Here is a 15,379-nt window from a genome sequence, read left to right as displayed (position 1 = left end):
GTGGCGACGTGCGGATATGTGAATGGACCGCACCCCTTGGGATGCGGTCCGCGGCGTGGACGGATCAGTCTTCGCCGAAGGTGATGGCCTGGGCCTCCGCCTGGCTGTGGGTCGCGGGGGCGTGATCGTCCATGTGGGACAGGAGCTTTCGGCCCGAGAACAGGACGGCGACCGCGGCGGCGGTGCAGGCGGCGCCGACCCAGAAGGGGAGGGACGCCTGGTGTTCGCCGAGTTTGCCTGCCAGGTAGGGGGCGGCCGCGCCGCCGGCGAAGCGGACGAAGCTGTAGGCGGCCGAGGCGGTGGAGCGTTCGACGGGGGCGGCCTCCATGACGGCCTCGGTGATCAGGGTGTTGTTGATGCCGAGGAACAGGCCCGCCAGGACGGTGCCGACGATGAGGACCGGCTTGTGGTCGGTGAACACGGCCATGGCCGCGAGATCCGCCGCGAACAGGGCGAGCGCGAGCGCCATCATGGGCACGGTTCCGAAGGCGCGCTGCAGCTTCGGGGCGAAGACCACCGAGGACAGGGCGAGCAGCAGACCCCAGCCGAAGAAGATGAATCCGATCGAATAGGTGCCCATGTTCAGAGGGAACGGGGTGTACGCGAGCAGGGTGAAGAAGCCGTAGTTGTAGAGCAGCGCGGTCACGCTCACCAGCAGCAGGCCCGGGTAGGTGAGGGCCTTGAACGGCGCGACGATCGAGGTCGGCTTCGCGGGCTTCGGCGACTCCGGCAGCAGCACCACCAGGGCGATGAACGCGACCGCCATCAGGACCGAGACGCCGAAGAACGGTGCGCGCCAGGTGAAGTGGCCGAGGAACCCGCCCACCAGCGGACCCGACGCGATGCCGATGCCCAGTGCCGCCTCGTAGAGGATGATGGCGCGGGCGACGCCGCCGGTGGCCGCGCCCACGATGGTGGCCAGCGCGGTGGCGATGAACAGCGCATTGCCCAGACCCCAGCCGGCGCGGAAGCCCACGATCTGCCCGACCGTGCTGGAACTGCCTGCGAGAGCGGCGAACACGACGATGATGGCCAGGCCGGCCAGCAGGGTCTTCTTGGCCCCGAAGCGGCTGGAGATGACACCGGTGATGAGCATGGCCACGCCCGTGACCAGCATGTAGCTGGTGAACAGCAGTGTCACCTGGGACGGTGAGGCGTGCAGCTGCTCGCCGATCGGTTTGAGGATCGGATCCACCAGCCCGATGCCCATGAACGCGATGACCGAGGCGAATGCGACGGCCCACACCGATTTGGGTTGCGTGGGTTTCGAGCTGGCGGCGTTGGTTTTCGACAGAGCGGCGTTGTCGGGGCCGACAGCCGCGGGGAAGGCGGGCCGGGTGATCGGGCTGGTGGTCACGGGAGAGTCCTCATCTACGAATGATGGTGAGTCGCAGCTGCTTTCGGTCGAGTTGCGAGGGGCCGGATTCAGGCTCCGGCGGCCTTGAAGGCCTCGGCGAGGTCGTTCAGGTCCCGGCTCAGGCGGGTGAGCAGGGCCGGATCGAGGCCGGGAAGGCGTGCGGCGAGGGAGTTTCCGAGGTGGTCCCGGGCGGCGGCCAGCCGGTCTCGTCCCGCGGGCGTGAGTGCGACGACCACGGCTCTGGAGTCGTCGGGATCCTTGGTCCGCGTGGCGAGACCGGCGTGGGTCAGCCGTCCGATCAGCGCCGTTGCTGCCGGTTGCGAGCATCGGTCGAGGCGAGCGAACTCGCTGATCCGTAGGGGGCCGTACTCGTCGAGGGTCCCGAGGGCCCGCATGACGGCGTGCGGAAGATCGATGCCGCCGAGTACTCCGGCCAGGCGGTTGAGCCGTGAGGTGGCGACGACGATGTCGACCAGCCTGTCCCCGGTGTTCTCCGGGATGAGCTCGGTTGCCTGTCTCAGCTGCACCGGTCGATTGTTGCATAAGCTAACTATGTAGTTACATAGCCTAACGATATTTGGTCGCGTGAGATACCGCACAACGCAAACGGCCCGTGCGCAGCGAACTGCGCACGGGCCGTTTCCGGAAAGGACTCGCCGCTAGGCCGGACGGGCCAGCGGACGGCCGGGAGTGCCGAAGAGCTGGGCGTCGGCATGGGCGCGCTTGAAGAACAGGTGCGCGTCGTGCTCCCAGGTGATGGCGATACCGCCGTGCATCTGGACGGTCTCGGACACCACCGAGTTGAAGGTGTCGATGGCATGCAGGCGGGCGGACTGCACGTCGACGGCCTCGACCGCGCCCTCGGCCAGGCCCGCGATGGCCAGGTACGCGATGGAGCGGGTCGACTCGACCAGCACGTACATGTCGGCCATGCGGTGCTTGAGCGCCTGGAAGCTGCCGATCGGGCGACCGAACTGCACACGGGACTTGGAGTACTCGACGGTCATGTCGAGGCACTGCTCGGCCGCGCCGAGCTGCTCGGCAACCACTGCCGCCCAGGCGATTTCACGCAGACGGGCGACATTCGGCTCGCCCAGCGGACGGGCCTCGACCGAGTCGAAGTCGATGCGCGCCAGCTTGCGGGTCGGATCCTGGGTGACGACCGCGGTGCGGGTGACGCCCGCGGCCGTGCCGTCCACCTCGAACAGGCCCGCGGCGGTCAGCACCAGCAGGGTGTCCGCGTGCACGCCGTCCAGCACGTAATGCGCGGAGCCCGAGAGCTTTTCACCCTCGGCGGTGACCCCGAACGAGTCCCAGCCGCGCGGCCCGGCCCAGCACAGCGCCAGCGTGCGGACACCCTCGGCGACCTCCGGCAGCAGCCGCTCATTGGCCTCGGCGTTCCCGGCCAGCAGCAGCGCCTGCACACCCAGCACGGCCGAGCCGAGCATGGGCGGCGCGGACAGCGTGCGCCCCAGCTCCTCGACCACCAGCAGGGACTCGACCAGACCGACCCCGACGCCGCCGAACTCCTCCGGAATCGCCAGCGCGGCGACACCGACCTGCTCGCACAACAGCTTCCACAGCTGCTCGTCGTAGCCGCGCTCGCTCTCCAGCCCGCGCCGCATGGCCGCGCTGTCCCCGTGCTTGGCCAGCACCGCGCGCACGGTGGTCGCGAGTTCCTGCTGTTCGGCGGTGAGGCTCATGCCTTCGCTCCCATGTCGTAGAAGTGATTCGAGTGTGTCGCCCGGCGGCCGGGCGTGCTCGGCGCCCCGGCCGCCGGGGTGCTCATGCGACGTTTCCGGCGCGGAGAGCAGCGGCGATGCGGGCGCGGTGTTCGGCAGGGGTGCCCCAGGCCGAGCGCAGCGCGGTGACCTTGGTCAGCCACAGCGACAGATCGCATTCGGCGGTGTAGCCGATGGCGCCGTGCACCTGCAGCGCGATGCGGGCGGCCTGGTAGGCGGCCTCGCCGCAGGCCAGCTTGGCCGCGGAGATGTCGCGGCCGCGGGTCTGCGCGTCCGCGCCGGACTCCAGGGTCAGGGCCGCCCGGTAGAGCAGCGGCTGTGCCATGTCCAGCCCGATGTGGGCATTGGCCACGTGGTGCTTGATGGCCTGGTAGCGCCCGATCGGAGTGCCGAACTGCTGCCGCTGCTTGACGTACTCGACGCTGGTGTCCAGCAGCGCCCGGCCCGCGCCGAGCAGCTGCGCGGCGGCGGCCAGGGCGGCCGTGTCGAAGGCGAGATCGATGGCGGCGCCGACGCCTTCGCCCTCGGCCAGGGTCTCGCCGGCGGTCACGGTGAACAGGCGGCGAGCGGCGTCCACCGACGCCACCAGTGCACCGGCGGTGGCAAGCGCGATGCGGTCGCCCTCCGCGATCAGCACCAGGTCGGCGATGTCGGCATCCAGCGCGGTGGCCGCGCCCTCGGCCCGGCCCGCGTTCGCGCCGGCCGTGGCGGTCACCGCGAGGGTGCCCAGCTTCGCGCCCTCGGCCAGCTCGGGCAGCCGCTCGGCGGCGAGCGCCGAGTCCGGAAGTGCCTGCAGCAGTGCGGGAATCGCGGCGGCGGTCTCCACCAGCGGGCCCGGCACCGCGGCCCGGCCGATCTCGGTGAAGGCCACGATCATCTCGACCGGGCCCGCGCCGAAGCCGCCGTTCTCCTCGGTGACGGTCAGGCCCAGCGCGCCCGCCTCGGCCAGCTGGCCGATGAGTGCGCGCCCGGCGGTGGAATCGCCTGCGCCCCATGCCCGGACGACGCCGGGAGTCTTGGCGGCCTCGCCCATCTTGCGCAGGCTGGCGGCGAAATCGTTCTGTTCTGCGGTCAATGCGAATCGCATGTCGTCCTCCGGGTGGCTATCGCGGCAGGCCGAGCAGGCGTTCGGCGATGATATTGCGCTGGATCTCGTTGGTACCGGCGTAGATCGGGCCCGCCAGCGAGAACAGGTAGCCGTCCGTCCAGGCCGATTCCTGTTCCGCGGCCGCGCCGTGCAGATCGAGCGCGGTCTCGTGCATGGCGATGTCCAGATCCGACCAGAACACCTTGTTCACCGAGGATTCCGCGCCGAGCTGACCGCCCTCGGCCAGCCGGGTCACGGTGGCCCAGGTGTTGAGGCGGTACGCCTCCGCGCCCACCCAGGCGTCGACCACGCGGTCGGCGAGGGCGGTGTCGGACTCGGCGGCCGCGCCGCGCCACAGCTCGATGAGCTTGTTGGCGGTGGCATTGAACCGGCCCGGCGAACGCAGCGACAGGCCACGCTCATTGCTGGAGGTGGCCATGGCGACCTTCCAGCCGTTGTTCGGCTCACCGATCACGTCCGCATCCGGCACGAACACGTTGTCCAGGAAGATCTCCGCGAAGCCCGGCTCGCCGTCCAGCTGCGGAATCGGCCGCACCGTAATGCCTTCCGCGGTGAGCGGGAACATCAGGTAGGTCAGGCCGCGGTGGCGTTCGGCCTCCGGGTCGCTGCGGAACAGGCCGAAACCCCAGTCCGCGAACGAGGCTCGCGAACTCCAGGTCTTCTGGCCGTTGAGCAGCCAGCCGCCGTCGGTGCGCTTGGCAGTGGAGCGGATGCCCGCCAGATCGGAGCCGGCCTCCGGCTCGGACCACGCCTGCGCCCAGATGTCATCGGCGCGCGCCATTCTCGGCAGGATGCGGGCCAGCTGCTCCGGCGAGCCGTGCTCGAACAGGGTCGGCGCGAGCAGGAAGATGCCGTTCTGCGAGACGCGGCCCGGCGCGCCCGCGGCGTAGTACTCCTCCTCGAAGATGACCCACTCGGTCAGCGAGGCGTCGCGGCCGCCGTACTCGGCGGGCCAGGCCACACACGACAGGCGGGCCTCGGCGAGCTTGGCCTCCCACGCGCGGTGCGCCTCGAAGCCCTCCTTGGTGTCCATGGAGGGCAGGGGAGTGGCGGGCACATTGGCCGCCAGGAACTCGCGCACCTCGGCGCGGAACTCCTCTGTCTTGGCGTCGAATTCGAGATCCACTTATTTCGCCCCGTCGTTGTTGGCGGATTCTGTTTCGCGGCCGGCAGCGGCGTCGGTCGCGGCGGCCTTCATGGACTTGGCGTTCATCCCGCCCAGCGAGTCCGCGCCGACCTCGGCATTGTGGGCGTGCGCGAAGTGGTGCAACCCGAACACCGAGTCCATGCCGGCCCGCATGCCCATGAGGTCCTCACACTGGTTGACGGCCTTCTTGGTCAGCGCCAGCCCGAACTGCGGCATCTCCGCGATCTTGTCGGCCAGCGCGAAGGTCTCGGTCTCCAGATCCGAGCGCGGGACGACACGATTGACCATGCCCCACTCGTAAGCCTGTGCGGCGGTGAAGCGTTCACCGGTGAACAGGATCTCCTTGGCGCGGCGCGGCCCCAGCACCCACGGGTGCGCGAAGTACTCGACGCCCGGAATGCCCATGCGCACAACCGGATCGGAGAAGAACGCGTCCTCGGAGGCCACGATCATGTCGCAGGACCAGGCCAGCATGAGCGCACCGGCGATGCACGCGCCCTGCACCATGGCGATGGTCGGCTTGGGGATCTCCCGCCAGCGGCGGCACATGCCCAGGTAGACCTCGGACTCACGGGCGAAGCGCTGATCGCCGCCCGGGCGATCGGTGTGGTCCCACCACAGCGCGGCCTTGTTCTCGTACTTGATGTGGTGGTCGCGGCCCGGCGTGCCGATGTCGTGGCCCGCGCTGAAATGCTTTCCGGCGCCGCCCAGCACGATCACCTTGACCTCCGGATCCTCGACAGCCCGCACGAAGGCGGCATCGAGTGCGTAGGTCATGACCGAGTTCTGCGCATTGCGGTAGTCCGGCCGGTTCAGCGTGACGACCGCGATCGGCCCCCGCTTCTCGTAGAGGACGACCTCGCCCTCGTCCGGGATGGCACCCAGTTCCTGGCTCACACTGTCTCCTTTACGCGTGATCGAGCGCCCTGCGTGGTTACGCTCCGCTGCCGCCTCCGGGCTTGACTCGCTCACGCGGTCTCCTCACGTAATTGCCGCTTGAGAACCTTTCCGGCGGCGTTGTAGGGCAGCTCGTCGCGGAATTCCACGTACTTGGGCACCTTGAAGTTGGCCAGCTGCGCCTTGGCGTAGGCCCGCACGTCGTCGGCGGTCAGCTCCGAGCCGGACCGGCGCACCACGAACACCTTGCCGACCTCGCCCATGCGCTCGTCCGGCACGCCGATGACCGCGGTCTCGGCGACACCCTCGAGCCGGGCCATGGTCTGTTCCACCTCGGCGGGATACACATTGAAGCCGCCGGAGATGTACATGTCCTTGAGCCGGTCGGTGACCTTCATGTAGCCGCGGTCGTCGATGACGGCGACGTCGCCGGTGTGCAGCCACCCGTCGGCGTCGATGGTCGCGGCCGTGGCCTGCGGATCGTCGAGGTAGCCGCGCATCACCTGGTCGCTGCGCAGCAGCAGTTCGCCATTGTCGGCGAGCTTCATCTCGAAGCCGTCGATGGTGCGCCCGCAGGTATTGGCGATGGTCTCGCTGGAGTCCTCGGGCCGGCACATGGTGCCGAACCCGCCGGATTCGGTCTGCCCGTACGCGGTCAGCACCACCTCGAAATCGAGCTCGCTGCGCATTCTTTCGATGAGCACGACCGGCACGGTGGCCGCGCCGGTGACCGCGACGCGCAGGCTGGACAGGTCCGCCCCGTCGCGCTCCGGGTGGTCGAGGATGGTCTGGTGGATGGTCGGCGGACCGGTCAGCACGGTGATGCGTTCGCCGTTGATGAGCCGCATGGTCTCCCGCACGTCGAACACGGCCTGCGGAATCATGGTCGCCCCGGTGACCAGGCTGGTGATGATGCCCGCCTTGTACCCGAAGCTGTGGAAGAACGGCGGCACGATCAGATAGCGGTCGGTGTTGTTCAGCGTCGCGCAGTCGGCCCAGGCCCGGGCGCTGCTCAGCACCTGGTGGTGCGCGATCAGCACGCCCTTGCTGCGCCCGGTGGTGCCGGAGGTGAACAGGATGTCCGAAAGATCGTTCGGCGATACCGATTCCGCGCGGGCGATGACCTGCTCCAGGCTCACCGCCTCGGCCACCTTGCCCAGTTCCGACCAGACGATGGCGTCCTCGACGGGGGCCTCGCCCTCGACGGGGATCACGATGGTGGTCTCGATGCCCAGTTCCGGTGCGGCGGTCCGCAGTTCGGTCAGCCGGTCGCGCCCCAGGAATTCGCCCGTGATGAACAGCGCCTTGGCATGCACCCGCGACAGCACATCCGCCGCCTCGGCGGCCACGTACCGGGTATTGAGCGGAACGATCGCCGCACCCACGTAGTGGCTCGCCAGCACCGCGGTCACCCAGTGATGCGTGTTGGGCGCCCAGATGCCGATGCGGTCGCCGCGCTGAATGCCGCGCGCCATCAGCGCACGTGCGGTCTCACGCACCGAGTCCAGCAGTTGCGACCAGCTCAGTCGCACGGCACCGTCGCCGACCGCGGGCGCGTCACCGTAGGCGTGTGCGGCCGCGTGCAGGGCGAGCGGTGTGGTCTGCGGAGGAGATGTCACAGGGCTTCCTCGCTGTCCGGGAATGGGTCTAACAAAGCAAGTGCTTGGTAGGTTACTCTACCGACGTGAGCATGATCCAGACCCCCGAACCGGCCAGCGGGATTGAGCCCCCCGAGGACGCCGAATTCCGTGCTGAGGTGCGCGAATGGCTGGCCGAGAACCTGAACGGCCAGTTCCGCGAGCTGCGCGGTCTGGGTGGTCCCGGGCGCGAGCACGAGGCCTTCGAGGAGCGGCTCGAATGGGATCGCGCCCTCGCCGCCGCCGGCCTGACCTGCCTGGGCTGGCCCAAGGAGTGGGGCGGCCGCGACGCCACCCTGCGCCAGCAGGTCATCTTCCACGAGGAATACGCCAAAGCCGATGCCCCGAGCCGGGTTTCGCACCTCGGCGAGGAACTGCTCGGACCCACGGTCATCGCCTTCGGCACCGAGGAGCAGAAGAAGCGCTTCCTGCCGGGCATCCGCAATGTCACCGAGCTGTGGTGCCAGGGCTATTCGGAGCCGGGCGCGGGCTCGGACCTGGCCGCCGTCACCACCTCCGCCCAGCTCGAGGGCGACGAATGGGTGATCAACGGCCAGAAGATCTGGACCTCGCTGGCGCACCTGTCCGACTGGTGCTTCGTGGTCGCCCGCACCGAGAAGGGCTCGACCCGCCACCACGGTCTGTCCTACCTGCTCGTCCCCATGAAGCAGCCGGGCGTCGAGGTGCGGCCCATCATCCAGCTCACCGGGACCGCGGAATTCAACGAGGTCTTCTTCGACAATGCCCGCACCGCCGCCGATCTGGTGGTCGGGCAGCCCGGCGACGGCTGGAAGGTTGCCATGGGCACGCTCACCTTCGAGCGCGGCATCTCCACCGTCGGCCAGCAGATCCGCTACGCGCGCGAACTCGCCGACCTCGAGGCCGTGGCCCGGGAGAACGGGGCGATCGAGAACCCGGTCCTCGCAGACCGTTTCGACAAGGCGTGGGTCGGCCTGCGGGTGCTGCGCGCGCACGTGCTGCGCACCCTGGAGTCCGGCCACGACGGAGCCTCCGTGGATGCCCGCACCGCCGCCGGGCAGGCCTCGGTGACCAAGCTGCTGTGGGCCAATTGGCATCGCGGCCTGGGCGAATTGGCCATGGACGTGCTCGGCGCGCCCGGCCTGATCGCCGACGGCCCGGGCGATGACCTCAATGCCTGGCAGCGCATGTTCCTCTTCACCCGTGCGGACACCATCTACGGCGGTTCGAACGAAGTACAGCGCAATATCATCTCCGAGCGCGTGCTCGGACTTCCCCGAGAGGCTCGACCGTGAGTGACCTGTCCACCGCCCCCGAAATCACCCCCGGCCACAACCTGCTCGCGGGCAAGATCGCGGTGGTGACCGCCGCCGCGGGCACCGGCATCGGGTCGGCCACCGCGCGCCGCCTGCTCTCCGAGGGCGCGGACGTGGTGATCTCCGACTGGCACGAGCGTCGCCTGAAGGAGACCGAGCAGGCGCTGCAGGCCGAATTCCCGGACCGCCGAATCGCTTCCGTGCCCTGTGACGTCAGCTCGACCGAGCAGGTGGACGCGCTGGTCGCCGGTGCCGTCGCGGCGCTGGGCCGGATCGACATCATGGTCAACAATGCGGGCCTCGGTGGTGAGGTGCCGGTCGTGGACATGACCGACGAGCAGTGGGACAAGGTCCTCGACATCACGCTGAACGGGACTTTCCGCGCAACTCGGGCGGTGCTCAAGTACTTCCGCGAGGCCGGCCACGGCGGCGTCATCGTCAACAATGCCTCGGTCCTGGGCTGGCGCGCCCAGCACGGCCAGGCCCACTACGCCGCCGCCAAGGCCGGCGTCATGGCGCTGACCCGCTGCAGCGCGGTCGAGGCCGCCGAGTTCGGCGTGCGCATCAACGCGGTGGCCCCCTCCATCGCCCGCCACGCCTTCCTGGACAAGGTCACCTCGGCCGACCTGCTCGACCGCCTGGCCGCGGGCGAGGCCTTCGGCCGCGCCGCCGAGCCGTGGGAGGTGGCCGCCACCATCGCCATGCTCGCCAGCGACTACACCACCTACCTGACCGGCGAGGTGGTCTCCATTTCCAGCCAGCGCGCGTAATTCGTATTACTCGCCTGCGCGGCCGAATTCGTGCGTTCGGCCGACACGAAATGCTGTGCCGTGAGGTCGCAGCTTTTCTGACTGCCGCGTCCCTCAGGGGGCGCGGCAGTGCCCGTTTTATCGGGGGGGCAAAAAAATGGCTGGCGCGTCGAGGGTGCGGTTGTGCAATCCTGGTTTAGGCCGGTACCGCTAGTCGAAGGGCACGACCCATGGGTCCGGATCGCCGACAACAAGCAGCCCCAGCACAGGCCCACGAGGAATTGGAACTCGAGCTGGTGCGTGAGGTCGTTCTAGCGCGCCGAAGACTCGACAATGTCGTTCTGGCCGCACTGACTTTGGGTGCGGAATTACTGGATCACGACTCCGAGTGCGCCACCGCCATGCGGGCGGCGCAGATCCTGGAACAACACGCCGTGGACGAAACCGACGTGACACGCGACCCGCGTGGCGCGTTGCGGCGGGACATGGTTCGTGATCGCGAGCGCGCCCGCCGGATCGGCCTGTCCCGGATCGGCCATTCGGACAGCGAGGCGGATCAGCGTCGCCGCAAAAGAACGGCCCTGCTCTGCGAGGTCCGGGCCGATCTGCTGGAGGTGGTGCGCAACTGCCGCCGCCTGCGCTACGACCATGCCGCATTCACCGACGGTATCGCGCAGGGATTATGCGCTGCCACAGACAAATTGGTGGTGGGCGCCGATATGGAGACCTATCGGGCCTGGCAGCGGGGGATGGTCCTCAAGCTCATCGAGGAACCCGGTCGCGACGGCATACCGCCGCGGGTCATGGCCACCGTGGACGCCGGGCCGGGCCGGGAGCCGCTGACCGTCGAATGGGACAGTCCCGAACGGCGGTTGGCGCTGGTGGCGCGGATGGCCCGGGCGGGGGTGTCACCCGTGATCATCTGCGATCGCCTGCTGGCCGACCTGTCGGTCTCGTCGCCGCTGCGGTATTCGATGCGCTGAACGGGAGGCAGGTGGACCAAGCAAATGCTTGGTTGTATATTGACGGGGTGACCCAACCTGACCCCTCCAAATCAGCACGTCGCACCGAGCTGCTCGGCCTGGCCGCGAATCTGTTCGCGGAACGGGGCCTGCGCGCCACCACGGTTCGTGACATTGCCGACGCGGCGGGGATTCTATCCGGGAGTCTCTACCACCACTTCGATTCCAAAGAAGCCATGGTGGACGAAATCCTGCGCGGGTTCCTCGACGACCTCTTCGGTCGCTACCGCGAAATCGTGGCGGCCGGCGTCCCCGCCCGCGACACGCTGGAAGCTCTGGTCATCGCTTCCTACGAATCCTTCGACCGATTCCACGCGGCCGTCGCCATCTACCAGGCCGAGGCCAAACGGCTCAGCGGCACACCGCGATTCGACTACATCGCGAAATACAACAGCGAGTTCCGTGAGCTCTGGCACCAGGTGCTGACCAACGGCGTCGCCGACGGCAGCTTCCGGCCCGAGATGGACATCGAACTGGCCTACCGGTTCCTGCGCGACACCGTCTGGGTGTCGGTGCGCTGGTACCAGCCCGGCGGCCGGATCACCGTCGACAACCTCGCCAAGCAGTACCTGACCATTGTGCTCGACGGGCTCACCAGCCCCGAAAAGCGCACATAACCAACCCTCAGCGACAACTTCACCGCAGCAGCAGCCAGTAGGAGTTCCCCATGTCAGCACCGTCCCGCCGTCAGTATTCGCCGATGCGTGAGGCGTATGTGATCGACGCCGTGCGCACGCCGGTCGGCAAGCGGGGCGGCTCGCTGGCCGCCGTGCACCCGGCCGATCTGGGCGCCGCCGCCATCAAGGGACTCATCGAGCGCACCAACCTGGACCCGGCCGCGGTGGACGACGTGGTGTTCGGCTGCTGCGACACCATCGGCCCGCAGGCCGGAAACATCGCGCGCACCTCGTGGCTGGCCGCGGGCTACCCCGAGTCGGTGCCGGGCGTGACGGTGGACCGGCAGTGCGGTTCCTCGCAGCAGGCCATCACCTTCGGCGCCCAGGCCATCATGTCCGGCACCGCCGAGGTGATCGTGGCCGGCGGCGTGCAGAACATGAGCGCCATCCCGATCTCCGCGGCCATGCTGGCCGGGCAGGCCTACGGCTTCGACTCGCCGTTCGTCGGCGCGCAGGGCTGGGACCACCGCTACGGCACCGGTGAAGTGTCGCAGTTCAATTCGGCCACCATGATCGCCGAGAAGTGGGACATCTCCCGCCGAGACATGGAGGAGTGGGCGCTGCGCAGCAACGAGCGCGCCCGCAAGGCCATCGTGGACGGCAAGTTCGACCGCGAGATCGTGCCGGTGGGCGACTTCTGGATCGACGAGTGCCCGCGCGAGACCACCCTGGAGAAGATGGCCGGGCTGCAGCCGCTCGCCGAGGGCAGCCGCATCACCGCGGCCCTGGCCAGCCAGATCTCCGACGGCTCCAGCGCCACCCTGCTGGCCTCGGACTGGGCGGTCCAGGAGTACGGTCTCACCCCGCGGGCGCGCATCCACCACGTGAGCGCGCGCGGCGCGGACCCGATCTACATGCTGACCGCGCCCATCCCGGCCACCAGGTGGGCACTGGAGAAGACCGGTCTGACCATCGACGACATGGACGTCATCGAGATCAACGAGGCCTTCGCCTCGGTGGTGCTGGCCTGGATCAAGGAGACCGGCGCCAACCCCGACAAGGTCAATGTCAACGGCGGCGCCATCGCGCTGGGCCACCCGCTGGGCGCGACCGGCGCCAAGCTGTTCGCCTCCCTGCTCAACGAGCTGGAGCGGGTGAACGGCCGCTACGGCCTGCTGACCATCTGTGAGGGCGGCGGCACCGCCAACGTCACCATCATCGAGCGCCTGGGCTAGTCCAGATACGGCGTTTCGGAAGCGGCACACCGAGTTTCGCGGCGCGGAGAGGCGGAGCCGCGCCGCTTTCGCGTCCGGGGCCTGGCAATGTCCGCTATCGTCGAACGGCAGACCGGTTGAAGGCGTAGTTGTCCGGGGTGGGGACTGTGATGGAGGAGTACCTGCCGAGAAGAGGTTTCCTCCTGGGGGCCTTCGGTTTAGCGGGCATGGGCTACATGGCCGCTGCGGCCGCCGATCCGGTCCCCCTGCCTCCGCCGCCCGTGCCGCTGCCCCCGCTGCCCCCGCCGACGTTCACGCCGTTCAACTACCATTCGCCCGCGCTGCAGCCGTTCGTCGACGACCTGCCCATCCCCGAAACCCGGCGGGCAGCAGGGGAATTGGCGGCCATCTCGGGAACTCACCGCTATCACCGGGAACTGCCGGAGACCCGCAGCTGGGGCTTCGGGCAGCCGGTGCTCGGGCCGAACCTGGAGGCGCATCGGGATCAGGTGGCGCGTATCGGTTTTCGCAATGAGCTGGGCACCCATGTGCTGGCCCAGCATGTGGACCTGACCATGCACGGCGTCACCGAGCTGGATCGCACCGATCCGCGCTTCACCGTGCACCTGCACGGCGGCGCGAATTCCCCCGACTCCGACGGACATCCGCTCATCGGTTGGCGCAATGGCGGCGGCCCCAGCTTCGCGTACGGCAACCGGCAGGAGGCCGCGACCCTCTGGTACCACGACCACGCCATGGGGATCACCAGGTTGAACATCCAGGCCGGGCTGGCCGGAATGTATTACCTGCGTGACGAATTCGACACCGGCCGCGACGGCAACCCGATCGGCCTGCCCAGCGGCGAGTTCGAGATCCCGCTCATCGTGCAGGACCGGACCTTCAATGCCGACGGCAGCCTGCAACCCATGGTGGCCACCTATATTCCCCAGGGCTACAACCAATCCGGGCAGCTGGGGGACGTGTGCTGCGTGAACGGAGTGGTGTGGCCGCGGCTCGAGGTGCGGCGCACCGTCTACCGGTTCCGGCTGCTCAACGGCTCCAACTCGCGGCCCTACATCTTCGAGTTCTCGAACGGCATGCTGTTCTTCGCGATCGGCGGGGATCTGGGCCTGCTGGACCGGCCGGTGCCGACACCGTCGATCCGGGTGAGCCCCGGTGAACGGGTGGATCTGCTCGTCGATTTCGGCGGCCTCGGGGACGGCGAGACCGTCGACCTGATCAATACCGCCGAAAACGATTTCGGCAATGCCGTGTTCATGACCCCCGAGCTGCGGCCCATCATGCGCTTCACCGGCGCGGGCGACGGTCCGGCCCGCGACATCCCGCGACTGCTGCGGGGCGGCCCCGGCCTGCCGGACCCGCTGGAGCCCACCTACCGGCCGGGCCCGGTGCGTACGGTGACGCTACTCGGCCTCAATGACGATGCCCGGGCCGCGGCGGTCTTCCCGACCATGATGTCGCTGAACAATCTGCCCTTCCTGAGCTCGGACATCGATACCGCGCGGGCCGGGACGGTGGAACAGTGGGACATCGTCAACACGACCCCGTTCGATCACCCCGTCCACCTGCACCTGGCCCGGATGCGAGTGATCGGCCGCCAGCCCATGCTCACCTCGGCCTACTTCCTCGCCAACTACCCGCCGGCGTTCGGTACCCGCTGGGCGCCCTCGGCCGATGGGTTCGCCATCGGGCCCCAGCAGGGGCCGCCACCCTGGGAGGCCGGGTGGAAGGACACCATCGAGTGCCCGACCGACACCATCACCCGGATTCTGGTGAAGTGGCCGTCGGTCGAGGAGCTCGGCTTCGATCCCGATGCGGTGGTCCCGGTGCCGCCCGGCGCGGAGGCCATGGCGCCCACCGGTGCCGGCATGGCGGGCGGGATGGCGGATACCCCGGAGATTCACGGCTATGTGTGGCACTGCCACAACCTCGACCATGCCGACCACGACATGATGCAGCAGATCCGCGTCCAGCCCTGACCTCCGCAGGGTGCGCGAAGTTGCCGGGATCCCACGGTATTTCGGCCGGGATTCCTACACTGCGTGCATGTCGAGATCGGTGGAGGGCCGGTTCGAGGAGATAGCCCGCAAGGCCCGGCAGGTACAGGACGCCATCGACGGCGTGCGGGCTCGCGCCGACGTGGACGGGGTGCGGATCGTGGTCGCACCGGACGGCCGCATCACCGCCCTGGAGCTACCGGATTCGCGGATGGCACAGGCGATTTCGCATGCTCACGAACGGGCGCTCGCGCACGCGCTCGAATGTGCCGATCGCCTGCGAGGTGAACTCACCGCCGATCCCGCCGTGGCGACCGCCTGGCGTCTGTTGATGCGACCGGTCCCTGAGTCATCGAAAACTGCTGCGCCGCACGATGACTCAGTCGTGTCGCAAGTGGATGCCCCGAACCCGTACGCCCTGCCCGCCGCCGTCCGGCACCGATACGGCCTGCCCTGAACCCATCGGCGTACCCGCGCGCCCGGCGGGTTGCGGGACGTTGCCCAGAGCTGTGAAGACGGCCCGCCGGCCCCGCCCGGCGGGCTGGCACCGCACCGGCCGGGCTCGGCGGGCCAGGC

At 68.9% G+C, this 15,379-nt stretch carries 14 protein-coding genes; 7 read left to right on the top strand and 7 right to left on the bottom strand.

What is annotated here, in order from left to right:
* Positions 1 to 64: 64 nt before the first annotated feature.
* The 7 genes from ACFXHE_RS14630 to ACFXHE_RS14600 all read right to left on the bottom strand — a co-directional run bounded on the left by ACFXHE_RS14630 (position 65) and on the right by ACFXHE_RS14600 (position 7,870).
* Positions 65 to 1,294, bottom strand: a complete 1,230-nt coding sequence (locus ACFXHE_RS14630) for an MFS transporter (protein ID WP_379383449.1) — start codon at positions 1,292 to 1,294, stop codon at positions 65 to 67.
* 131 nt (positions 1,295 to 1,425) lie between these two features.
* The gene (locus ACFXHE_RS14625; protein ID WP_379383165.1) at positions 1,426 to 1,884 is read right to left on the bottom strand and encodes a MarR family winged helix-turn-helix transcriptional regulator; all 459 of its coding nucleotides are present in this window, start codon (positions 1,882 to 1,884) and stop codon (positions 1,426 to 1,428) included.
* A 132-nt stretch (positions 1,885 to 2,016) separates the two neighbouring features.
* Positions 2,017 to 3,060, bottom strand: coding sequence for an acyl-CoA dehydrogenase family protein (locus ACFXHE_RS14620; RefSeq protein WP_379383164.1), 1,044 nt, complete (start codon positions 3,058 to 3,060; stop codon positions 2,017 to 2,019).
* 82 nt (positions 3,061 to 3,142) lie between these two features.
* Positions 3,143 to 4,186 carry an acyl-CoA dehydrogenase family protein gene (locus ACFXHE_RS14615; RefSeq protein ID WP_379383163.1) on the bottom strand — a complete coding sequence of 348 codons (1,044 nt, stop codon included), beginning with the start codon at positions 4,184 to 4,186 and terminating at the stop codon, positions 3,143 to 3,145.
* 16 nt (positions 4,187 to 4,202) lie between these two features.
* On the bottom strand, positions 4,203 to 5,333 hold the full coding sequence (locus tag ACFXHE_RS14610; protein WP_379383162.1) for an acyl-CoA dehydrogenase family protein: 1,131 nt from the start codon (positions 5,331 to 5,333) through the stop codon (positions 4,203 to 4,205).
* Positions 5,334 to 6,251, bottom strand: coding sequence for an enoyl-CoA hydratase (locus ACFXHE_RS14605; RefSeq protein ID WP_354831242.1), 918 nt, complete (start codon positions 6,249 to 6,251; stop codon positions 5,334 to 5,336).
* A 71-nt stretch (positions 6,252 to 6,322) separates the two neighbouring features.
* Entirely contained in the window at positions 6,323 to 7,870 is a 1,548-nt protein-coding gene (locus ACFXHE_RS14600) for a FadD3 family acyl-CoA ligase (RefSeq protein WP_379383160.1), read from the bottom strand.
* Between the two features lie 71 nt (positions 7,871 to 7,941).
* On the opposite strand from ACFXHE_RS14600, the gene ACFXHE_RS14595 reads away from it, so the two are divergent.
* The 7 genes from ACFXHE_RS14595 (at position 7,942) to ACFXHE_RS14565 (ending at position 15,260) form a co-directional block, all read left to right on the top strand.
* The gene (locus tag ACFXHE_RS14595) at positions 7,942 to 9,162 is read left to right on the top strand and encodes an acyl-CoA dehydrogenase family protein (RefSeq protein ID WP_364606757.1); all 1,221 of its coding nucleotides are present in this window, start codon (positions 7,942 to 7,944) and stop codon (positions 9,160 to 9,162) included.
* A complete protein-coding gene (locus ACFXHE_RS14590) occupies positions 9,159 to 9,953 on the top strand; it encodes an SDR family oxidoreductase (RefSeq protein ID WP_354831237.1) in 795 nt (264 codons plus the stop codon). Before ACFXHE_RS14595 ends, ACFXHE_RS14590 begins: the two co-directional genes overlap by 4 nt.
* 209 nt (positions 9,954 to 10,162) lie before the next feature.
* Positions 10,163 to 10,915, top strand: a complete 753-nt coding sequence (locus ACFXHE_RS14585) for a hypothetical protein (RefSeq protein WP_379383158.1) — start codon at positions 10,163 to 10,165, stop codon at positions 10,913 to 10,915.
* Between the two features lie 47 nt (positions 10,916 to 10,962).
* Entirely contained in the window at positions 10,963 to 11,571 is a 609-nt protein-coding gene (locus tag ACFXHE_RS14580; protein WP_379383156.1) for a TetR/AcrR family transcriptional regulator, read from the top strand.
* 83 nt (positions 11,572 to 11,654) lie between these two features.
* Positions 11,655 to 12,806: an acetyl-CoA C-acetyltransferase gene (locus tag ACFXHE_RS14575; protein ID WP_379383447.1), complete on the top strand. Its 1,152-nt coding sequence runs from the start codon at positions 11,655 to 11,657 to the stop codon at positions 12,804 to 12,806.
* Between the two features lie 137 nt (positions 12,807 to 12,943).
* The gene (locus ACFXHE_RS14570) at positions 12,944 to 14,785 is read left to right on the top strand and encodes a multicopper oxidase family protein (protein ID WP_379383155.1); all 1,842 of its coding nucleotides are present in this window, start codon (positions 12,944 to 12,946) and stop codon (positions 14,783 to 14,785) included.
* Positions 14,786 to 14,852: 67 nt separating this feature from the next.
* Complete coding sequence (locus ACFXHE_RS14565; RefSeq protein ID WP_379383154.1) at positions 14,853 to 15,260, top strand: hypothetical protein; 408 nt, start codon at positions 14,853 to 14,855, stop codon at positions 15,258 to 15,260.
* The last annotated feature ends 119 nt before the right edge of the window (positions 15,261 to 15,379 follow it).

This window comes from Nocardia sp. NPDC059229 (assembly GCF_042754165.1).
Lineage (GTDB): Bacteria > Actinomycetota > Actinomycetes > Mycobacteriales > Mycobacteriaceae > Nocardia.
Note: the sequence above shows the minus strand (reverse complement) of the source record. Positions and strands in the feature narration are given on the sequence as shown.